This window comes from Tardiphaga sp., from assembly GCF_041424195.1.
Taxonomy (GTDB): Bacteria; Pseudomonadota; Alphaproteobacteria; order Rhizobiales; family Xanthobacteraceae; genus Tardiphaga.
Map to the genome: position 1 here is coordinate 26,729 of NZ_JBGMOE010000147.1, position 24,579 is coordinate 51,307.

At 62.0% G+C, this 24,579-nt stretch carries 5 protein-coding genes; 4 read left to right on the top strand and 1 reads right to left on the bottom strand.

The features are described from left to right. Positions 1-472: 472 nt before the first annotated feature. Positions 473-19,819 carry a VCBS domain-containing protein gene (locus ACEK02_RS19350; RefSeq protein WP_371423191.1) on the top strand — a complete coding sequence of 6,449 codons (19,347 nt, stop codon included), beginning with the start codon at positions 473-475 and terminating at the stop codon, positions 19,817-19,819. Positions 19,820-19,940: 121 nt separating this feature from the next. Here ACEK02_RS19350 and ACEK02_RS19355 read toward each other — a convergent pair whose 3' ends face one another. Beyond that, on the bottom strand, positions 19,941-20,420 hold the full coding sequence (locus tag ACEK02_RS19355; protein ID WP_371423192.1) for a hypothetical protein: 480 nt from the start codon (positions 20,418-20,420) through the stop codon (positions 19,941-19,943). Between the two features lie 286 nt (positions 20,421-20,706). Between ACEK02_RS19355 and ACEK02_RS19360 the strand changes: the two genes are divergently transcribed. The 3 genes from ACEK02_RS19360 to murJ all read left to right on the top strand — a co-directional run bounded on the left by ACEK02_RS19360 (position 20,707) and on the right by murJ (position 24,508). After that, positions 20,707-21,702, top strand: a complete 996-nt coding sequence (locus ACEK02_RS19360; protein WP_371423193.1) for a Gfo/Idh/MocA family protein — start codon at positions 20,707-20,709, stop codon at positions 21,700-21,702. 78 nt (positions 21,703-21,780) lie between these two features. Continuing rightward, positions 21,781-22,932, top strand: coding sequence for a DegT/DnrJ/EryC1/StrS family aminotransferase (locus tag ACEK02_RS19365; RefSeq protein WP_371423194.1), 1,152 nt, complete (start codon positions 21,781-21,783; stop codon positions 22,930-22,932). Positions 22,933-22,975: 43 nt separating this feature from the next. After that, the gene (gene murJ / locus ACEK02_RS19370; RefSeq protein WP_371423195.1) at positions 22,976-24,508 is read left to right on the top strand and encodes a murein biosynthesis integral membrane protein MurJ; all 1,533 of its coding nucleotides are present in this window, start codon (positions 22,976-22,978) and stop codon (positions 24,506-24,508) included. Positions 24,509-24,579 lie beyond the last annotated feature (71 nt).

Below are 24,579 nucleotides of genomic sequence, written 5' to 3' on the forward strand. Positions count from 1 at the left end.
GAATGCGCTTCAGGCACCTGTCCCATTTCGGAATTTACTCGCGACGGGCGGCCATGAAGCGGCGCCTCGGCCCACTGTCCATGTCGGCTCGCGAAAGCAAATGCAAACGCTCGTCTAATATTGGCGCATGTGCCCGTGGTTGTGAGCTGATTTCGTTGTTCTGCTTGATATGAGAAGTCGTATCCACAAGTATAAAATAATTCGATTATTCGTATATATTTTATTTTCTACAATAGATACGTCCACATATGTGGATTTTTGCGGGCATTCCCAAAAATAGACTGCATAAGACAAGTATTACTATCTGACGAGTTGCATTTATTAATAGGTTGTTTCATTTTTGAACTTAACCAATGCAACACAAACGCTTTAAATTTTACAGGTATTCATTGACGTCTATGCGTTCTTAAGAATATTTTAACCCTTGCAGGACTTGGACGTTTTTCAGTCCGATCAGCTTGAGGTTGTAGTTATGAACGCTCCCGTATTGCTCGCACAGCTCGCCGGTTCCCCAGCACAGACGCCATCGTCGCCGAAGAACTTGAAGCTTGAGAAGCCGCAGAATGGGCAGGCGGTGACCGTCCATCTCGACGGCAATACCAAGCTCGATTTTGCTGATGTCGCGAGCGAGAAGCTGACCTTCGTACGCGTCGGCGAAAAGCTGATCATCCTCTTCGACAATCAGTCGACGGTGACTGTCGATCCGGTGTTCGACTCGATGGGCAAGCCGCTCACCGACCTCGCTTTCGACATGGGTTCGGATCGCACGCTGACGGGCGATCAATTCGCGCAGACATTTCCGATCACGACCGATCAATCGGTTCTCCCTGCTGCCGGCGGCGCCACGGGCCCCACGGGCGGCGCGAATTTCGGTGATGCGTCGGTTGGTGCGCTCGGTGCCTCGGGTGCGCGGCTTGCGCTGCTCGCTGGCGAGGATGGTGCCGGAGGCTTCAGCACGCTCGACGATGCCACGCCCAATCCCGCGCCGATCCCGGGGGGCGTTGTGCCTGTCACGCTGAACGAAGATGGCTTTGCGGAAGGCAATCTCGGTGGCACGGGCGATACAGGCGGCACCGCAACATCGGTGACCGGTTCGCTCAATGTCGATTTCGGGACCGACTTTGTAAATCGCAGCTTCGCGTTCTCGCTCAATCAGCCGACGCTGGCGGGCCTGACCTCGGACGGTCAGACGGTCCAACTTGCCTTCACCACCGTAAACGGCCAGCCGGTGATGATCGGTTATGTTGGCGGCGATTTCACCGTGGCAGCCAATCAGGTCTTCACGGTGTCGCTCGATGCCTCGTCGCTGCAGGGCAGCTACACATTCACGCTGCTGCGCCCGCTCGATCATCCGATTCATGGCACCGAAGATACGATCAATCTCTCGATTAACGTGATCGCCACGGATGGTAGCGGCGACACCGCGCCCGTGACGATCTCGATTGGCATCAACGACGATACGCCGGTTATCGGAACGCCGACCGAAGCCGTGCTGACGGATCCGCTGTCGGGTAATCCCGCGACGCAGACCGGCTCGCTGGGAATCTCCTGGGGTGCCGACCGCTACAACGATCATGTCGATGGCGGCGTATCCGCGACCACCGGCGGAACGGGCGATCGCTCTGTGATCTTCGGCGCTGCCAGCGTGGCTGTGACGGACGCGAGCGGCAATGGAATCGCATCGCTGACGTCCAACGGCGAAACCGTTCACTACGTTCTGCTGAATAATGGCACGGCGCTCGTTGCCTATACCGGCGATACCGTACCGTCGGCGTTGCCCGGCAGCGAAGTCGCCAGCAATATCGTCTTCGTCGTTACGCTATCCGATGCGAGCAGCACCGGAAGCTATACAATTACTCAGTATCAGCCGCTCGATCACGTCTCTGGCGATCAGACGCTCGCATCGCTCAATCTGACCTTCCAGTACACCGCGACCGATAGCGATGGCGATTCCGTCTCCGGCACGGTGACCACCGTTGTTACCGACACGGTGCCGACTCTCGGCGAATCCGTTGCAGCGCATACTGTTGGCGAAGATGGTTTGCCCGGCGCGAATGTCAGTGGTCCGGAAGGTGGCTTCGATGCAGCGAACAACGCGTCGGTCACCGGCGCACTGAATATCAACTGGAACGCGGACAGCGACATTCGCCACGATGGCGATACTTATGGTCGCACGCTGTCGTTCTTGACGAGCGGCGAGACGCCGACGGCAATTGCCGGCGGTTCGGCGGCGATCAGCAACCTCAATCTGACGATCACCGGTGAAGCCGGTACGGCTCTGATGTCCGGCGGTGTCGCGCTGCGATATGTGGTGACGGCCAATGCGGACGGCGGTGAAACGCTGACCGCCTATAAGGGTACGCCGGGTGAGGGTAGCGCGGTCTTTACACTGGTGCTGGATCCGACTTCGACCAATGGCAGCTACACTTTTACGCTGCTAGGCGAGCTTGATCATGGGGCGGAATCGAACTCGATCGGCCTGACCTTCACAGTGCAGGCAGCCGACGCCGACGGCGATACGATCAATACGAGCTTCGTTGTCAATGTCGAGGATGACGTGCCGGTGGCGCATGCCGTGACGGCGTCCCGTGTGCTCGACGACGAAGCTCAGTCAGTATTCACGCCGACCAATAGTGGCGGCACGGGCGATGTGTCTCCGGACTACAATTCCGTGCAGGGCACGGCTGGTACGCTGTTCAGCGCCGGCGCGGACGGCGTCAAGTCGGTGACGATCTCGGGCGGCGCGTTCCAGGTCATCTACAAGGACGCGAGCGGATTTGCGCTGACGGAGAGCGTGACGTGGGGTGTGGGCGTCCAGGGGACGGACGGCACGACGACGTTCACGGCGACGAGTGCGCATTATACGGGCGCTGACGGGACCAGCGTTGCGGCGACGCTGGTGATCGGTGCTGACGGATCGTACACCTATACGGCCTCTGCGCCGGTGGTTCAGGCGACGTCCGGCACGGCGGAAGAGAACGCGACCATCAAGATCAACTTCATCGTCACCGACGGTGACGGCGACACCGCCAGCGGCTCGCTGTCGGTCAATGTCAATGACGATACGCCGGTGGCGCATAGCGTGACGGCATCGCGCGTGCTCGACGACGAAGCGCAGACGGTGTTCACGCCGACCAATCCGGGGACGGGGTTCCTGAACCTGGGCGACGTGTCCCCGAACTATAATTCTGTCACCGGCGCAGCAGGGTCGCTGTTCACCGCAGGTGCCGATGGCGTCAAGTCGGTGACGCTTGCCGGGCCGGCTTTCAGTGTCATCTACAAGGATGCGCAGGGCTTCGCGCAGCAGGAGAGCGTGACGTGGGGGGCAGGCGTCCCCGACGGCAGCGGCCACACGACGTTCACGGCGACGAGCGCGCATTATGCGGGCGCGACCGGTGCGGCGACGCTGGTGGTCGGCGTCGATGGCTCATACACGCTGACGCTGTTCGCGCCGCTCGTGCAGGATATCCAGCTTGCCGGGATCGAAGAGAACAAGACGCTGTCGTTCGGCGTGACGGTGACGGACGGCGACGGCGATCAGGCGACGGCAACGTTGCGTGTCAGCGTCAATGACGACACGCCGGTCCCGATTGCCTCGATCGTGGTTGCCTCCTATGCGCTGGACGACGAGGCGCAGACCCTGTTCCCGGGCAACAACACGCCGGATGATCACGTTGCGAACAGCAAGCTTGTGACGGGCGCGGCCGGTACGCTGTTCAGCATGGGGGCCGACGGCCTCGGTTCGCTGTCGGTCGCTCTTCCGAGTTTCAGCGTGATCTACAGCGATGGCGGCTTTGCGAAGACGGAAAGCGTTGACTGGAGCGCCGGCGCGCGCAGCGCGAATGGCACGACGACGTTCACGGCGACGGGCCACACCTCCGGCGACACGGTTGGCATACTGATCATCAAGGCAGACGGCTCGTACTCGTTCGAGCTGGATGCGCCGGTCGTGCAGTCGGGCAATGGCGAGGACAACAAGGTCCTGAGCTTCCTCTACACGGTGACGGACGGTGACGGGGATGCCGCAGGCGGCAGCCTGTTTGTGACCGTCAACGACGACGTCCCGGTTGCGCATGTCGTGACCGCTGCGACGGTTCTTGACGACGAGGCGCAGACGGTGTTTGCGGGCAACGACACGCCGGCTGACGGTGTGCCGAACACCAATGTCGCGCATGGCGATGCGGGCGCGCTGTTCAGCGCGGGCGCGGACGGCGTCAGGTCGGTGACGATCTCGGGCGGTGCGTTCCAGGTCGTCTACAAGGACGCGAGCGGCTTTGCGCTGACGGAGAGCGTGACGTGGGGGGTGGGCGTCCAGGGGACGGACGGCACGACGACGTTCACGGCGACGAGCGTGCATTATACGGGCGCTGACGGAACCAGCGTTGCGGCGACGCTGGTGATCGGCGCCGACGGTTCCTACACCTATACGGCTTTTGCGCCGGTGGTTCAGGCGACGTCCGGCACGGCGGAAGAGAACGCGACCATCAAGATCAACTTCATCGTCACCGACGGTGACGGCGACACCGCCAGCGGCTCGCTGTCGGTCAATGTCAATGACGATACGCCGGTGGCGCATAGCGTGACGGCATCGCGCGTGCTCGACGACGAAGCGCAGACGGTGTTCACGCCGACCAATCCGGGGACGGGGTTCCTGAACCTGGGCGACGTGTCCCCGAACTATAATTCTGTCACCGGCGCAGCAGGGTCGCTGTTCACCGCAGGTGCCGATGGCGTCAAGTCGGTGACGCTTGCCGGGCCGGCTTTCAGTGTCATCTACAAGGATGCGCAGGGCTTCGCGCAGCAGGAGAGCGTGACGTGGGGGGCAGGCGTCCCCGACGGCAGCGGCCACACGACGTTCACGGCGACGAGCGCGCATTATGCGGGCGCGACCGGTGCGGCGACGCTGGTGGTCGGCGTCGATGGCTCCTATACGCTGACGCTGTTCGCGCCGCTCGTGCAGGATATCCAGCTTGCCGGGATCGAGGAGAACAAGACGCTGTCGTTCGGCGTGACGGTGACGGACGGCGACGGCGACCAGGCGACGGCAACCCTTCGGGTCGATGTCAATGACGACACGCCGGTCCCGGTCGCTTCGATCGTATTTGCCGCGCAGGTCATGGACGACGAGGCCCAGACTCTGTTCACCCCGGTCAACAACGGTGGCATCGGCGACGTATCGCCGAATGTCGGCGTGGTCTCCGGCGGTGCCGGTGCGCTGTTCAGCATGGGGGCCGACGGCCTTGGCTCCCTGTCGGTGGGACTGCCGGGCTTCAATGCGATCTACAAGGCCGACGGTTTTGCCAAGGTCGAAAGCGTCGACTGGAGCAATGGCGTCCGCAGCGCAGGCGGTGTCACCACCTTCACCGCAACCGGCCATGTGTCGGGCAATACGGTCGGCGTGCTGGTGATCAAGGCCGACGGTTCCTACAGCTTCACGCTGTCGGAGCCGATCGCCCATGATCTGCAGCTCCCGGGCATCGAAGACACCAAGACGCTGACCTTCACTTATACGGCCAAGGACGGCGACGGCGACGCCGCCATTGGTTCGCTCTCGGTCAGTGTCAACGACGACGTCCCGACGGCCAAGGTCGTCACCGCCAGCACGGTGCTCGACGACGAGAAGCAGACGGTGTTTGCGGGGAATGCCGGCGGCACGGGCGACGTTGCGGATAACAATGTCGCGCATGGCGATGCGGGCGCGCTGTTCAGCGCGGGCGCGGACGGTGTCAAGTCGGTGACGATCTCGGGCGGTGCGTTCCAGGTCGTCTACAAGGACGCGAGTGGCGTTGCGCATACGGAAAGCGTGACGTGGGGAGCGGGCGTCCCGGATACCAACGGTAACACGACGTTCACGGCGACGAGCGTGCATTATGCGACGGCGGCGACGCTGGTGATTGGTGCCGACGGCTCCTACACCTACACCGCCTCCGCGCCGGTGGTTCAGCCGACCGCGACGTCGGGGGCAAACCCGGTGGAAGAGAACGCGACCATCAAGATCAACTTCACCGTCACCGACGGTGACGGTGACACCGCCAGCGGTTCGCTGTCGGTCAATGTCAATGACGATACACCGGTGGCATCATGGTTGGGTGCCCAGCCCGTGACCGAGAGCACCGATCTCGCAGGCGTCTTCATCCCGTCCGTCAGCACCGGTACTCTGGCATTCAGCGCGGGCGCGGATGGCGGCCAGATCACCAGCGTCGTCTACCGGTTCGGCAATTCGATCATGGAGCAGGCCGAAGGCGCGGGCGATCCACAGAGCTTCCCGGCGCTCACATCGCACGGCGTTGCCGTCGTGATCGGTACGGTTACAGACGGAACGGCGTTTGGTGGCCAGGGTTCGATTACGCTGACCGGTACTGCCGGCGGCCAGGTCGTATTCACTCTGGTGGTGAACCAAACGACGGGTGCCTATATCTACACGCTGAGTGGTCCGATCGATCACCCGGATATCGACCAGAGCGGGGCAGACGATGCCCTGACCATGGTGTTCGATTTCCAGGTCACCGACGGCGACGGCGACAAGACGGCGGCCTTTAATGAAGGCATGTTGCAGATCGACATCCGCGACGATGCACCGACGATCGCGAGCTCCACGCTGGGCGCGAATCTGATCACGAATGGTCAGTTCCTCGACAATACCGGTTTTGGTCCGCCCCAGCCGGGCTGGGGCGGCGAGACCGCGACCGGCTCGATCCTGGGCTGGACCATCAGCGGTGTCGGCCTCGAACGGAATCCGTCGGGCTGGTATGTGGCCGATCCGGTCAACGGCGGTCGCGTCGTCGATCTCGACGCATCTCCCGGCAACGTCACGATCGCGCAGACCCTGACCAATCTGACAGCGGGTGAAAGCTATACGTTGAGCTTCGACGCCGCCAAGCCGCTCGGCTTCGACGCCACGGCGCAGGTCTGGTGGAACGGCGTGCTGGTCGGCACCGTCAACCCGAGCGCCAGCGGCTTCCAGCAGTTCAGCTTCACGTTCACCGCTGTCGCAGGACCGAACACGCTCGAATTCCGTGAAGTTGGCGTCGCTGACAATGGCGGTACGTTCCTGGCGAACGTCCAGTTGCATACGACGGCGTCAATCGTCGATGAGGACGCGCTCCATGGCGGAAATGCCGGCGGGCAGGGCGACACGCCCGGTACTGCGGTTGCCACCGGCAGCCTCGGCATCCATTGGGGCGCTGACAGCAGCGACACGTCTGACAGCGGTGGCGTCCAGGACGGCGCTGGCGCAGCGAATAATGTTTCCGAGAACGTGGCTGCCCTCACCGGACGCGCCGTTTACTTTACAGACTCGGATTCCGTCACCGCCGGACTGCAGCCCGCGATCTCGGCCATCGCGGGGGCAACTGCGATCACGCTGTCGTCGCAAGGCCAGGCCGTGCACTATCAGGTGCTCGAGAACGGCACGACGGCGGTCGGCTATACCGGAACGTTCGTTGCTGGCAATACGTCGAACTGGGTCTTCAAGGCTTCACTTTCCGACGAAGCCAATGGCAGCTACACTTTCACGTTGCTGAAGCCTATTGATCATCCCGTTGCCGGCAGTGAAGACAACGTCACGCTCAGCTTCGGCTACACCGCTCGCGATTTCGATGGCGACACGGTATCGGGCTCCTTCAATATTACGATCAATGATGACACGCCCGTAGCGATTGCTCCTGCAGATGTGGTGACGGTCAGCGAAACTGGCCTGCCTCTCGTCGATGCCCATACCGGTTTCCTCAATGTGAGCTGGGGGGCTGACAATGGCGCCGGCAAGCATTTGAACTTCGCGAAGGACAGCAATGGCGCGGTCATCGGACCTGTGCTGCACTCGAACGGTGTTCTGCTGGCTTATCGCGTTGAGCCGGAATCGCCTGGAAGCGATAACGAGCGGCTCGTTGCCTATCGTGTCGATGATCCGTCCCATTCGGCGGTGTTCAGCATCACGCTCTATGAACCGGGCAACCCGTATTACACGGTGGCGCTGTTCGGTCCGCTCGACCACGCTCCCGGAAGCGATCCGCTGACGCTTGGCTTCACAGTCATCGCCACAGATGCCGACGGTGACTCACTGAACGTGCCGATCTCGGTTGTCGTGGTCGACAGTGTGCCGGTGGCGACCGGGGCGGCTCAGACCGTGACGGTCAGTGAAGTTGGCCTTCCCCTTGTCGATGCCCATACTGGTTTCCTCAATGTCAACTGGGGTGCCGACAAGGGCGCTGCCAAGCATTTGAACTTCGCGAAGGATGGCAATGGCGCGGTTATCGGACCCGTGCTGCACTCTGACGGTGTTCTGCTGGCTTATCGCGTTGAGCCGGAATCGCCTGGAAGCGATAACGAGCGGCTCGTTGCCTATCGTGTCGATGATCCGTCCCATTCGGCGGTGTTCAGCATCACGCTCTATGAACCGGGCAACCCGTATTACACGGTGGCGCTGTTCGGTCCGCTCGACCACGCTCCCGGAAGCGATCCGCTGACGCTTGGCTTCACAGTCATCGCCACGGATGCCGACGGTGACTCGCTGAACGTGCCGATCTCGGTTGTCATTGTCGATAGCGTGCCCACAGCCGGTCCAGGCGATGCCGGGGCGGTGAGCGAACACCTGCTGACGACGCAGACCGGGTTCGGCCAAGGCTTCGAGAATGCGACGGACAGTACGACGGCCGGGTTTGTCGATGGCGGCGACTACGGCCAACTGGTGATCAAGGCGTCGGGGACCGACGGCATCGTCACCAAGACGCATAGTGGCAATTACGCGCTGGTAACGCAGACGGCGGACGAGTCGGCGCCGTTCACGCGCTTTGGCGGCTACGATTCCACGTTTGATGGTGGCTTCAAGGCATCGGTCGATATCTATCTGGATCCGAACAAGATCGGCTCCGGTGAGGGCTTCGACTACTCGGTTGCGGTGAACAAGACAGATGGCTCGTTCCTGCGCGACTTCATTTTCCACGTTGGTGAAGATTCACAGGGCAACCTCTATATTTCGGCCGGCAACAACACCGGCTTCGATCCGCTCACCGATGCGCAATGGGCTGCGACGGTCATCAAGAGCAACATCCCGGCCAGCGCGGCCGGCTGGTACACCTTCACGCAGACGTTCCACGATGATGGCACCGGTCACCTGGCGGTGGATATGGTGGTGCGGGATGCATCGGGTGCGGTGGTGTTTACCCAGACGCTCGCCTCGGGCGATCTGATCTCCGACACCGGCGGTCATCGCTACGGCTGGTTCACCAATGTCGACGTTGCCAACGGCATCGCGATCGACAATGTCTCGCTGACGCAGCACGACGACAGCACCTCGGCGACCTCGGTCGCGGGCTCGCTGCACATCAATGCGGGGGCCGACGGCCTGGGATCGCTGACCTTCGGCGGCATCGTCGATGGCAGCACCGTTACCGACAGCAGCAATCAGATTGTCACCTCCGGTCACCAGGCTGTGCGCTATCACGTGGTGGATAGCCACACGCTGGAAGGCGTCACTGCGGGCGGTCAGGTGATCTTTACGGTCACGCTGGATCCGGCGACCGGCGGCTACAACTTCGTGTTGGCGCATCAGATCGATCATCCGGCTCCAGGCACCGATAGTGTGGCACTGCAGTTCGGTTACGTCGTGACCGACGGGGACGGCGACATCGCCACCAGCACGTTCACCGTGACGGTCGGCGACGACGTGCCGGTGATCGCCGGAACGGCGACGTCGGTGAACCTGCTCACCGATGGCAATTTCGTAAGCGGCAGCTTCCCGCATGTCGAGAGCTGGGGCGGCTGGGCCACGGATGGCACGGGTTGGAAGATTACCGGGACGGCTCCGGGCCAGACCGGCGTGCAGCTTGAGCGCGTTGTCGACGGCTATAACGGGATGCATTCGTCCGATGGCAGCCCGATGGTCGATCTTGAGGCCTCGCCGGGCGACATTGCGATTTCGCAGACCGTCAACGGTCTGACGGTCGGTCAGCACTACACGCTGAGCTTCGAAATCGGTGCTGCGAATCCGTCTTCGGCCGGCCTCGAGGTCTATTGGAACGGCGGGCTGGTCCACACCTACCAGCCGACCGGGTCAATGACGCTTCAGATGCTCGATCTGACGGCAATCGCGGGTGCTAACATCGTCTCCTTCAAGGAGATCGGCAGCGCGGGCGATAACACCGGCACCTATTTGGCGAATGTCAGCCTCGTTCAGGCGTCGGCGTCGCTACCTGTCTTCCATGCAGACATCAACGAGGACGGTGCTTCTGTCGTAACGCTGGTCAACGGGGTCGATTTCCACTTTGGCGCAGATGGCCCGGGTGCGGTCGCGTTCGACACCGCGCACGCCACCATGTCCACCCCGATAGGAACGACGCTCGGCATGCCGACGCTGTCCTATGATCCGGTCACCGGTAAGCTGACTGTCGATCCGGGCTGGGGCTTCAACGGCCTGAGCGAAGGTGAGATTGCAACCCTGTCGGTGCCGTTCACCGTCACGGACTCCGATGGCGACAGCAAGTCCGGGGTCTATCAGTTCACGATTCACGGCAGCAATGACGCTGTCGGGACCTCACCAGGTTTCCCCGATAGCGGGACGATGACGGAATATGGCGAAACCGATCCGCGCGCCGGATCGACGACCGATCGCACATATTTCGACGATCCTTCGGGGAATGCCGGCTACAACGGCGGCGGCTTCTGGATCTACGACGATCAGGGCGATACCCATACGGTCACCGTGACGCCGCCGGCCACGGGCTACCTCGGTCACCTGACCGCAGTCGTCTCGGAAGAAACGGTCAACGACGGTGCGGGCTTCGTTAACTGGCAGTATCACGTCACCGATGCCGACCTGAATCCGCTGGCGCAAGGCGAAACCAAGGTCGAGAAGTTCACGATCACGGTTGACGATGGCCATGGCAGCACGACCTCGCGTGTGATCACCGTCACGCTGGTCGGCACCAACGACTCGCCGGTGATCACGACCACGTCCGCTTCGGCTGTCGTGTTCGAGAACGGCGATCTCGATGCAGTCGGGGCAGATCATGCCGCGAACTTCCGCTTCGAGCCGAACGTCAATGTCGACACCTATCTGCAGAATCATCTCGTCACGGGCGTCGATATGGCGACGCTCCTGACGCAGGTCCAGGCAGCCATCGGTCCGCAGGCGAGCCTTGCGGATGCGATCGCAACGGTCTGGGATTACATCGACGACAACGGTGGCTACTACAACAATTTGCTCAACGAGATGTCCGCCCGCCTTGGCATTGAATATGCGCGTTATCTGGAGGCCGGCGGCAAGCCGCTGCTGGACGTGCTGGCGAAGTACACGGCGGACAACAACAACAACGGAACTCCGGACCGCGCGCAGTCGCTGCACGACAACCTGCTGGGCAACCTGCACGGCCCGTCATTGATCGACAAGATGCTGGGTGCGGGGCAAGGCTCGAACCCGAACCCGATCCCGAGCGTCTACAATGCGCTGCTGACGCTGCTGTCGGGCTATGGCCTGTCGGATCTGACGTCGCGGCCGATCTACAGCGGCGACGAAGGGGCGGCGAACAGCGCGCTGGCCTGGGACCAGCAGCATGGCCTGGTGCCGGTTGCGGGTGGCCAGCTGGCAGCAACGGATGTCGATCATGGCGCCGTGCTGACATGGTCGGGCGACCTGACCACCGCTTACGGCAGTTTTGTCATTACGCCAGGCGGCGCGTGGACCTATACGCTGAACCAGACCGGCGAGGCCAATAAGCTTGGCGAGGGCGAGACGGTCACCGAGACCTTTACGGCCACGGTCACCGATGAGCACGGTGCGACCGACACTATTCCGGTGACGATCACCATCAAGGGGGCGAACGACGCGCCGGTGATCACGTCGAACGCGGCCGCGGCTCAGGGCGCGGTTAGTGAAGCTGGTGATTTGGCGCAGATCCACGAGGCTGGCATCGGTGGTCCGCTGCAGGTTGCGGCATCGCTAGCGAGCAATTCCGTAGTCACTGCGTCGCTTGCGACGCTCGATGGCCACGTGATTGGCAATCCGCTGCCGCCGCTGCCGAGCGTAGCGGACGTGCATGCGGCCATTATCACAATCGCGACGGTGAGCGACATGGCGACGGCGATCGCCGTAGTTTGGCAGCATTTGGACGCGATCTACGGCTCCGTCGGTCCGGACAAGGTGAACGTCAATGCGGCGTTCACGGCGCTCGGCCTCGAATATGCGGATTATCTGCAGGCTGGCGGCAAACCGCTGGTGGATGTGGTGGCGAAGTTCACGGCGGATGGCGCGGATGCGGACACGCTTCCGGACCGTTTGCAGTCCCTGCACGAAAACTTGCTGAGCAACGTGACGGATTACGCCCTGCATCAGCGTTACGACGCGGCTGGTCTGTACACGCAAATGCACGACCTTGTAGTATCGCATGATGCATCGCTGCTGACGCGAACCCCGGTTCCGGTGACCGGCACTGCGAGCGATCCTGCAGGCTTGGCCGATCAAGCCCATGCTTGGGATATGGCGCACGGCTATGCCACGCATGTGAGCGGGCAACTGACGGCGTCGGACGTCGATCACGGTGCAGTGTTGCAGTGGTCGATCAGCGGTCAGTCGCCTTATGGAACGATGGCAATCGAAGCGACGACCGGCAAATGGACTTATACGCTGGACGATGCGCTCCTTGAGACCCAAGCGCTGGCACAGGGGGAGTCCGTCCAGCAGGTCTTCACGGCAACAGTAACCGACGAGCACGGCGCGACTGGCAAGCAGACGGTGACGGTGACGATCACCGGCACCAATGATGCGCCGGTGATTACATCGGGCGCGGCATCTGTGACGGTATTTGAAGCCGGCGGCCTGAACAACGTGGTCACGGCGGATGTAGCCGCTGATCACCGCTTCGAACCCGCCCGGAACGTGGATGGGGTGGCGGAGCATGCGATCGACGCGAGCGTGAACACGGCGGCCGATATGAAGGCCGTCGTGGCAAGTGTCCAGGCAGCTCTCGGTGGCGGCGCCACCGTCGCGGACGCGATCGCCGCGGTTTGGGATTATCTGGACGACACGCGTCTGCTGATCAACGGCACCAATGAAGCCTACTATGCGCCGGCCCTGAACAAGGCAGGCGTACTGCTCGGCCTCGTCTATGCCGACTACCTGCAGCACGATGGCCGTCCATTGCTCGACGTCGTCGTCAAGTATACGCCGGACAATGACTTAAGCGGAGCGCCGGATCGTGTGCAGTCGCTGCACGACAACCTTCTTGGCGCGGTTGACACCCCGTCGATCAACGACAAATTCTCGACCAATCCGACGCTGCTGGCCGACCTGAAGGTACAGATCGCAGACGCGGGCCTGACCGATCGTCCGATCTTTAGCGGCAACGAAGGTGTTGCTAACAACGCTCTGGCCTGGGATCAGGCGCATGGCTTCCTGCCGGTCGCCAGCGGCCAGATGACGGCCACGGATGTGGATCATGGAGCAGTGCTGACCTGGTCGATCAACGGCCCGGCCACCTACGGCAATATGGCCATTGATCCGGTGACCGGCGCGTGGAGCTATACGCTCGACAACGGCAATGCCGCGACGCAGGCGCTTGCCGAAGGTGAAACCAAGACGCAGGTCTTCACGGCAACCGTGACCGACGAGCACGGCGCGACGGCGAACCAGACCGTGACCGTCACGATCCACGGCACCAATGATGCGCCGGTCATTCATGTCGACGCTGGCGACAGCGACGCGAAGTTCCTGACCGAAACCAACGCAGGCCTGACCGCCAGCGGCACACTGAGCGTGACCGATGTTGACGTCTCCGACACTGTGACGGCGAGTGTCCTCTCCGTCTCGGCGTCGGGATCGGGAATAGAGGGCCTCTTCACGTCAGCGCAGTTGCTGAGCTTCTTCTCGCTCGGCGCGAGCCAGGTGAAGGCGGCTGGTAGCACGACGGGTGACATCGCTTGGACGTTCAACTCGCAGAGCGAAGCGTTTGACTTCCTGCCGAATGGCTGGGAATCGAAGATCTCCTACACCATCCAGGTCTCGGATGGTCACGGCGGCATGGACACCCATGTGGTCGAGATCAAGATCCATGGCACCAACGATGCGCCGGTGGTCGATTTGAACGGCGCCGCGACGGAAGGCAATGACATCGCGGTCACCGCTGTCGAGCAGTTGCCTCAGTGGATTCTGAGCAGCGCAGCCATCACCGACGTGGATTCCACGACGATGCATTCGATGAAGGTCACTTTGACAATGCAGCCGGATGGACTTGGCGTCGAGGGTCTGTCGTTCAATACGAGCGCGACGAACGCTCTAACGACAGCTGGCCTGACCTATGGCTATGACGCGACCACCGGCGTCCTCACCGTGACCGGTGATGCGTCGACGGCCACCTACCAGACCATCATGCGCGGTGTCGTCTATCAGTACACCGGCGATGCCCCGAGCACGGGCGACCGCATCGTGACCGTGGTCGTCAATGACGGTCTGGATAACAGCATCACGCATACTGCGACGGTGCATGTGCAGCCGGTTAACGATCCGCCAGTGCTGGGTGGCACGCTGACGGCAACGGTCGTGGAAGGGCAGGCCCATACGCTCACCGCAGCGGAGCTCGGCTATACCGATCCGGACAATGGTCCATCCGGGGTTGTCTTCCATGTGTCGGATGTCCAGCACGGCACCATCACGAACGGCGGCGCTCCGGCGACGTCGTTCACAGCCGCCGAACTGGCCAACGGGTTGATCTCTTTCACCCATGACGGTTCGGAAGGACCTCAGGCGACATTCTCGGTGACAGTCGAGGATGGTAACCAGGACAATTCGCCACCGACGCCCGGTCTGTTCACCTTCACTGTGAGCCCCGTGGATGATGGCGTGGCGCCATTGACGATCGTTGATATCACGCAGACCGCCACTGCGCCGAAGGTTGGTGACGTGTTGAATGCGACGCTCGGTGCCGATCCTGACGGCGCAGCGTCCAGCATCGTCTATCATTGGCTCCGTGACGGCACCGAGGTGTCGAGCGGGACATCGTCCTCCTATACGCTTGGATCAAGCGATGCCGGGCACGCTATCTCGGCCTACGCGACCTATATTGACGGCCAGGGCTTCCACGACACTACGGCAACCACCGCGCAGACGGCGGCGGTGATTAGCGCCAACAATGCGCCGGTGTTTACGACCAGCGATGTTGCTGGCGGTGTTTTCGAAGATGCCGGAACAACACAAGGCGCAACCCTTATCCAGAACGGCAACTTCGAAAACTATGACTATTCCAACTCCTTTGCCGCGAACTGGACACCATCCAGTTCCGGAGGCTTCTGGAGCCCGGCTTGGTTTGCGAACCACACAAGCTCGGGCTTTCTGGGGATGGCCGAATACGGCGGCGCGACCAGCTTCAGCCAGGGCGGAATCGCGACCACGGCCGGGACGAGCTATCTGATCGATTTCTGGGTCTACCAATACTCGAGCGCGGCGACGCTGTACGTCCAGTGGGACGGCAACACGGTCGCGTCAGTCAACGACAGCAGCAGCAGTTGGAAAGAATACAGGATCGTGGTGACCGGAACAGGCAGCGATACGCTGACCTTCCTCGCCGACGATCCGAGTTACGCGGGCATGCGGATGGATGACGTCTCGGTGACGAAGTTCACCGCCAACGCGACGCAGACCGCGTCGGGTGTGCTTCACTTTACTGATGAAGCTGCCGATACCCATACGGCCAGCTTCACGCAGGGTAGTGCGCTCAACTCTGCAGGGACGGCCTATCTCGGCACGTTCAGCCTCGATAGCGTGACGGAAACGAGCGGCACTGACTCGCTTGGCTGGCACTTCTCGGCAGATAATAGCGCCTTGCAGTCCCTCGCTGCCGGGCAGGCGGTGACCCAGACCTATGAGGTTGCCGTCACCGACAGCCATGCCAACGCCTCCATCAAGGAAGTCACGGTGACGCTGACCGGCGTCAACGACGCTCCGGTGTTCGGATCTGGCACTGCCATGGGGGTCGTGGCACAATCGACCTTGCCGACCGGCAATCTCCTGACGAATGGCGGTTTCGATACCGGCAATACCAGCGGCTGGACGATTGTGAAGGGGGCCGATACTTACGCGCAGGCCGACAGCAGCTTTCACTTCGCCAGCGGCAATACGTGGAACTTCGACGTCTACGGCACCAACCCCGCGACTAAGGAGGGCATCGCGACAATCTCGCAGTCGATCAGCACGGTCGCTGGTCAGCACTATCTGCTGGCATTCGATTATGCAGGCGCTTACGGCCTATCCCCGGATTCTACGCTGAAGGTTTCCTGGGCTGGCACTCAGATCATCTCGTTGAGCGGTATTCAGAATACCAACACCGATAGCGGTGTCGGTTCGCCCTATACCTATCTGGTCACGGGTGATGGCAACTCTGACGTGCTGACCTTTGCCTTTGACGCGAAGAACCAGGACCTGCGCATCGACAGCGTCTCGCTGGTCCGGGCCGAAGTCGCGCAGGGCTCGATCAGCTTCAGTGACGTCGATCTGACCGACAACGCGCATACGGTATCCGTGGCGAGCAAGACCGCGAATCCCTACGGCTACATGACCGCGATCGTCGATGAGGTCACGCATCAGGTGAACTGGACCTTCGTGGTGAAGGATTCCGAGATTGCGGGCCTCGCCGTTGGCCAAAGCGTCAACGAAACCTACACGCTGACGCTCGACGATCATCATGGCGGCGTCGTCACCAAGGATGTTACCGTCACGGTGAGCGGCTTGCCAGGAGCTCCCGTCATCACCGGGATCACCGCCGCCAGCGATAGCGGTACGATCGGTGACAACATCACCAACGATACGACGCCGTCCTTTGTCGGCACGGCCCAGGCGTTCTCGACCGTCACGGTCAGGGACGGGGCCACGGTCCTCGGCACCACGACCGCAGACGCGACCGGTGCGTGGATATTTACGCCGGACGCGGCACATGCGCTGTCGTCGACCACGCACACCGCCATCACTGCGACCGCGACCGATACCGCGGGGCACGTCAGTGCTGCTTCCGCCAACTACACGCTGACGATCGACACGACCGCGCCCAGCAGCCTGGCTGGGACGTCGCTCGACCTGGCCACTGCCAGCGACAGCGGGGCGAACACCAGCGACAACATCACCAAGGTCACGACGCCGACCATCACGGTGGGGCATCTCAACGGTACCCCAATGTCAATTGGTGACGTCATCCAGATCATTGATACCGACCACGGCAACGCCGTGGTCGGCAGCTACACCGTCCAGGCAAGCGATCTGAATGGCAGCAGCCAATGGAACAGCGCCGGCGGCGGTGCCGGCGGCGTCAAGGACATCATCCTGACGACCCTTGCCGATGGTGCGCACAATTTCACTGTGCAGTTGGTCGACAAGGCCGGCAATCCCGGCATCCCTGGCGGCACGCTGACGGTGACGGAAGATACGACAGCGCCGAGTGCCCCGAGCATCAGCGTCATCGACGATGTCGGCAATATCCAGAGCACGAACCTGGCCGACGGCGCGTTCAGCGACGATACGCAGCTTGTGGTGCATGTCAGTCTGACGGGTACAGGGGCTGTTGCGGGCGACACGGTGCAACTCTCGAATAACACCACCGCGCTGGGCAGTGCGGTGACGTTGACGAGCGCGAATATCATCGCGGGCTTCGTCGATATCACGACGCCGACGCTGACCAACGGGGCGTCCTACAACCTGAGGGCGGCGATTACAGACGTAGCAGGTAACGTCGGGGCGTTGTCCACGAGCGGTGCCCATGATGTGACGATCGATACGACCAAGCCGACGGTGAGCAGCGAGGCCATCACCGGTGCGACCGGTATCCAAAATGGTTATCTCAATGCCGGCGATGTCGTGAGCATCACTGTCAACATGAGTGAGGTTGTTACGGTAACGGGTACGCCACAGCTTTCGCTTACGATCGGCAGTACGCCGGTGCTGGCGACCTACGCTTCGGGCAGCGGTAGCTCGGCGCTGGTGTTCACGTACACGATCTTGGCAACTCAGAACGATAGTAACGGTATCAGCATCAACAATAATGGGTTGAGCCTGAACGGAGGCACAATTCGCGACGCCGCGGGCAACGATGCGACGCTGGCCGCAGCGAGCGTGACGGACAATGGCAACTATAAGGTCGACACGGTGGCGCCCGTAATCACTGCATCGGACTTCAACAATCTGATCTCGTCCGGTGGCACGTTCTCGGTCAATGTGACTGATACCGGCGGATCGGGTGTCGTGTCGGTCAATGTGGTTGATAGTAGTGGCGGATCGTTCAGCGCCCTTAACAGCTCCGGATCGACTTGGAGCAGAAGCTCACAAACAAGCCACAATGGTCACAATCTGACCGTTACTGCGACGGATGCGGCCGGCAATGTCGCTACCGCAACTGGAAAGGGTCCCGCCGGCACCTCCGGCGAGGCCATCAACCTCGCGTTGACCGCTCCGACCGATCACGTGGGCTTGGTCTCGCTCACCATCGCGGGTCTTGCCGCCGGCTGGACGCTGAGCGAAGGCACGCACAACGCTGACGGCACCTGGTCGATCCTGACCAGCGATCCGTCGTCGCTGTCGGTCACGTCGCCTGACGGTTACACCGGCGCGCTGGTTCTCCAGGTCACGGAAACCTGGACCAACGCCGATGGCTCGACCGGCACTGTCTATGTCGCCGACAATGTTGAGGCCTATGCGAAGGGTGCGCCGATCTTTGCCTGGTCGGGCGACGATACGCTGACCGCGTCGAGCGGCGCCGATACGCTGGTGTTCGCCAACAAGATCGGCACCGACGTCGTGCACCACTTCGATACCGTGCACGACAAGATCGACCTGATCGGCTTCGCCGGCTTCTCAAGCTTCGCGGACGTTCAGGCGCATCTCGGCACCGATGCGGCAGGTAACGCCATCATCACGCTTGGCGATGGTCAAACAATCACGTTGAACGGTGTCAGCGCTGCGTCGCTCAGCGCGGACGACTTCTTGTTCAACGAGACGCCGGTCACGCACAATGCCGGCGATATCGTGCTCAGCGATGGCTCATTGATGCCGTTCAGCGGCGTACTCGACAACACCGGCAGCATCCACCTCGCTTCGACCGGTGGTGAAACCGCCTTCGAAATCGTGCAGCGTGGTCTCACGCTGCTTGGTGGCGGAACGGTGACGCTCTCCGACAATTCGTCGAATGTCATCTTCGGCAGCGCCGACGATGTCACGCTGACGAACGTGGACAACGTGATCGCGGGTGCCGGCCATCTCGGCGATGGGCATCTCACGCTGGTCAACGAGGGCACGATCAACGCCACCGGCAGCAATGCGCTTGTCATCGATACGGGCGACAACGCGGTGATCAACGCCGGTATATTGGAGGCAACCGGTACCGGTGGTCTCGATGTTCACAGCGACGTCGTCAATGACGGTCTGCTATGGGCGAACGGTGCCAACCTCGATATCGACGGCAATGTCAGCGGCAGTGGTTCGGCGCTGCTGTCGGGCCATGCCAGCCTCGAACTTGGCGGTTCCTTCAGCGAGCAGATCACTTTCGACAGCTCGGCCGAAGGCACGCTGGTGATCGATCACTCCGCCGATTTCCACGGCATGCTCTCGGGCTTCGATGGCAACGACACCATTGATCTCGCCGACATCCTCGGGAGCACGGCGTCGATGAACTACACCGAAAACGCTCAGGGCACCGGCGGTGTTCTGACGGTGACGGATGGTGCTCACACGGCCAACATCGCGTTTGCCGGGCAGTATTCGACTGCTGACTTCCACATCAGCAGCGATGTCAGCAACCACGTGCTGGTCCAGCTCGAAAGCCAGGCCCGTCAGTTGACGAACGCAGCCTGATTTTGCGACAGCCGCAAAGTACAAAGAAATCGCCGGAGGATAACCTCCGGCGATTTTATCTTGTTGGGCGTTGTAAATTGAAGGAATGACCGCACGGGGGCGGTGAGAGCGGACTTGCCTGTCAGATCTTCTGCCCCGCCGGTGCCTTCGGCCCCGCGGGCGCTCCACCGCCACTTCCGCCCACATCAATCCTGATCCGCTGCACCTCCGTGCGCCCGGCCGGATACTTCACTTCGATGGTCACTTCGTCGCTGCCGACGAAATCCGCCTTCGATTGATAGAAGGCGATGAACCCGGGCACTTCGAGCGCGAGGCACTGCTTGTAGTTAGTGGCGCTAACCTTGCCGCGCTTGATGCTGATCGTGCCGTTCGCGGGTGGGATGACCATGCGCAAGGCGGGCAGGGTGCCCGAGGTGCAGTCGGGCTGGACATTGAGATAAACGCCGACCTGGAAGTTGCGCGCGGTCGGTCCCTTGGCCGTCCGTTCGACGACAGTCGGTGTCGTGGCAGGCGGCGCTGGCGAGGGCGTCTGCGCCCAGACGGCGGTTCCCGCCAGAGTGCTGACAACGAGACTCAGCGCGACGACCGGCTTGCGAAACATGGAATTTCTCTCGATCGGCAGGTGGAAACAGCGCGTCGCGACACCCCAAGGATGCAGCAAAAGTGCTGTCATATCAATGAATCGCAGGCCCATTGGCCGTGTCGAGGAGGGGCGGTTGGCCGGTCTCACGACATGGTGTAATTCTTTGAATCAAAACGTGTTTGGGTAGCTCCGCGGGGCAATCGCCACATCTGTGGCGGGCATGCTAGGAGACTCCCGGCGCCGGTATGGTGAATCGCCGCGCGCCCTTAAGAATTCCGGGGTTTATTGAATGGTGTCGAAAGAAATGTCCGCAGCAAAGGATGCGGCTCGCACGCTGCGTGTCGGCGTCGTAGGCGCAGGTGTCATGGGCACCAATCATGGCCGCGTGCTGGCCGGGCTGCCGGGCATCGAGATGATCGGCATCGTCGATCCCATGCTCGAACATCGCATCCGCGCCGAGAAACTGATCGGCTGCAAGACCTTCGTGGATCTGGACGCGCTGCTGGCCGCCGGCGTCGATGCCGTGACCATTGCAGCGCCCACACACCTGCATCACGAAGTCGCGCTGGCCTGCATCGCCAAGGGCATCCATGTCCTGGTCGAGAAGCCGATAGCATCGACCGTGGAAGAGGGACGCGAGATCGTTGAAGCCGCGCGCAACGCCAAGGTCATGCTGATGATCGGCCATGTCGAGCGTTTCAATCCGGCGGTCGCCACCATCAAGAAGGCGATCGAGGGCGAGGACATTCTCTCCATCGGCATCACCCGTGTCGGCCCGTTTCCGCCGCGCATGTCCAATGTCGGCGTTGTCATCGATCTCGCCGTGCATGACATCGACCTGATCCGCTGGTTCACCGAAAGCGACATCGTCGAGGTGCAGCCGCAGCTGGCCTCCGCCGTCGCCGAGCGCGAAGACATCGCGCTGCTGCAGTTCCGCACGGCGTCGGGCGTGCTCGCCCATATCAACACCAACTGGCTGACGCCGTTCAAGGCGCGTACGGTCACGGTCGCGACGCGCGGAAAGTATGTGATGGGCGATCTGTTGACCCGTCAGGTCACCGAATGTTTCGGTTTCAAGACCGACGGCAGCTATTCGATGCGTCATCTGCCGGTCGGACAGGACGAGCCGTTGCGCGCCGAATTGATGGCGTTTCTCGATGCGGTGCGGACCGGCGGCGTGCCCGCTGTGACCGGCGAGGAGGGCGTCGCCTCCCTCGAGATCGCGATCCAATGCCTGGAAGCGCCGAAGAAGCGCGCGGCCACAGCATCACACCCAGCCCCCCGCAAGGTGGTCGGCTGACGCAAGCGCGACCCGGCGCAAACATGCGCCGGTTTCCGGTATCCAGACTTCAACACGACACTCTGCAGGCCAGGCATTATGAACCAGCACACGCGCATCGATCCCGTTCCTTTCATCGACCTCAATGCGCAGCGTCAGCGGCTGGGTACGTCGATCGATGAGGCGGTCACCCGCGTGCTCAATCACTGCCAGTTCATCAATGGTCCGGAAGTCGCCAAGTTGGAGGCCGAGCTCGCCAAATATTGCGGTGCCAAGCATGTGATCAGCTGCGCCAGCGGCACCGACGCGCTGATGATGGTGCTGATGGCTAAAAAGATCGGCCCGGGCGATGCCGTGCTGTGCCCGTCCTTCACCTTCTGCGCAACCGGCGAGGCCGTGGCACTGGTCGGCGCGTCGCCTGTGTTTGTCGAGGTCGACGAAGTCACGTTCAACATCAGCCCTGAGTCCGTGAAACGTGGCATTGCCACCGCTAAAAAGGCCGGCCTCAAGCCCCGGGCGATCATTCCGGTCGATCTGTTCGGCCAGCCGGCCGATCTCGATGCGATCTCCGCGATTGCCGGGGCCGAGGGGATGTTCGTACTGGAAGACGCCGCGCAGGCCTTCGGTGCGACTTACAAGGGCAAGCGCGTCGGTACCTCGGCGCTCGCCACCACCACCAGCTTCTTCCCGGCCAAGCCGCTCGGTTGCTTCGGCGACGGCGGCGCCATCTTCACCGATGACGACCAGCTCGCCGAGGACCTGCGCAGCATCCGCATCCACGGTCAGGGCTCCGACAAATACGACAATGTCCGCCTCGGTATCACCGGGCGCCTCGATACCATCCAGGCCGCGGTGCTGCTGGAAAAGCTGAAGATCTTCGACGACGAAATCGCCGCCCGCAACAAAGTAGCCGACCGCTACGCCCGCAGCCTCGGCAACCTTGTCATGGTGCCGCGGGTCGCCGAGGGCAATACGTCGATCTGGGCCTGCTACGTGATCCGCCTGCCGAAGGGCACGGACCGTGACGCCTTTGCCAATGCGCTGAAGGCGCAGGGCGTGCCGACTGCGATCTATTACGCGAAGTCGATGCATATGCAGACCGCCTATAAGGATTATCCGGTCGTCGATGGCGGTCTGCCGGTCTGCGAGGCGCTGTCGGCCGATGTCATCAGCCTTCCGGTGCATGCCTATCTCGACGAAGCCACGCAGGACCGCGTCATCCAGGCTGTGCGCGACGCGCTGGCGGCCTAAGTTGAGCGTTTTGCACCGCCGCTTCATGCTGTAGAAGCGGCTGATGCTGGGACGCATTTTCACCGTCGGCGGATATACGCTGCTCTCGCGGATCACGGGATTTGCGCGCGACATCATGCTTGCGGCGATCCTTGGCGCCGGTCCGGTGGCAGACGCCTTCTTCGTGGCGCTGCGACTGCCCAATCATTTTCGCGCCATTTTCGCCGAAGGCGCGTTCAATGCCGCCTTCGTCCCGGCCTATGCCCATGTGACGGGGAAGGGCGGCCCGCAATCGGCCCATTTGTTCGCCGACCGCATTTTCACTCTGTTGTTTGCATCGCAGGTCGTGCTGCTCATCCTGGCCATCCTGTTCATGCCGCAGGCGATGAGCGTCCTGGCACCGGGCTTCACCGATGATCCCGTGCAACGTCATCTTGCCATCGAGCTGACACGCATCACCTTTCCCTATTTGCTGCTGATCACGCTGGTGACGCTCTATGGCGGCATGCTGAACGTCATGCAGCGCTTTGCCAGTGCTGCGGCGGCCTCGATCTTCCTCAATATTTCAATGATGGCGACACTGGCGCTGGCTGCATTCTTCCCGAGTGCAGGTCACGCGGCGGCTTGGGGCGTGCTGATTTCGGGCTTTCTGCAATATTTCCTGCTCGCCGGAGACTTGCAGCGCCATGGTGGGCTGCCACGTTTTGCGCCGCTGCGTCTCGACGAGGACGTGCGCGGCTTCTTCCGTGCGCTCGGCCCGGCGACGCTGGGCTCCATGGGCACGCAAGTCGCACTGTTTGCCGACACCATCATCGCGACCTTCCTGCCGGTCGGCGCGCTGTCGGCGCTGTATTATGCGGACCGTCTCAACCAGTTACCGATCGGGGTGATCGGCATTGCCATCGGCACGGTGCTTTTGCCGGAAATGTCGCGGCGGATGGCGGCAGACGATCACGTCGGCGCCATGGGCGCGCAACGCCGCGCCTTCCTGTTTACGCTGTTGTTCTCGCTGCCCTTCGTCGCCGCATTCCTCGTGGTGCCCGACATCATCATGCGCGCGATGTTTGCCCGCGGGGCCTTCACCAAGGCGGATGCTGCAGTCGCTGCGGCGACGCTCGCCGCCTATGCCATTGCGCTCATCCCCTTTGTGATGATCCGCAGCGCCGTGGCGACCTTCAATGCCCGTAAGGACACCAAGACGCCGATGATCGCCGCGCTGACCGGCATCGCGGTCAACGTCGTCCTGAAGATTCTGCTGATGGGACCTCTGGCGCAGATCGGCCTCGCACTTGGCACTGCAGCTGGTGCCTGGATCAATCTGCTGCTGGTCATCTTCTTCGCCATGCGGGCCGGCTATCTCGAATTTGATCGCGCGTTCCTGCTGGCACTCGGCAAATTCGCGTTGACTGGCGTGGTCCTCGCCGCGGTGTTGTGGGGGGCTGGGCGCCTGGCGGCGGAGCAGCTTGCGGGCCTCGCCAGCCTCCGCGACGAAGCGACGCTGGGCGTTCTCATCATCGTGACCGTCCCGGTCTATTCGACTTTGGTCCTGATGCTTTTCGGCAAAACCTGGCTGCGCACGCTGCTGCGCGCCAGATAGCTCGCTTCATCGTGTCCCAAAGTCGGGCAGTGCGGCGCCCCGTACCACTTGCCGCCATCCTCCCGCAGTGT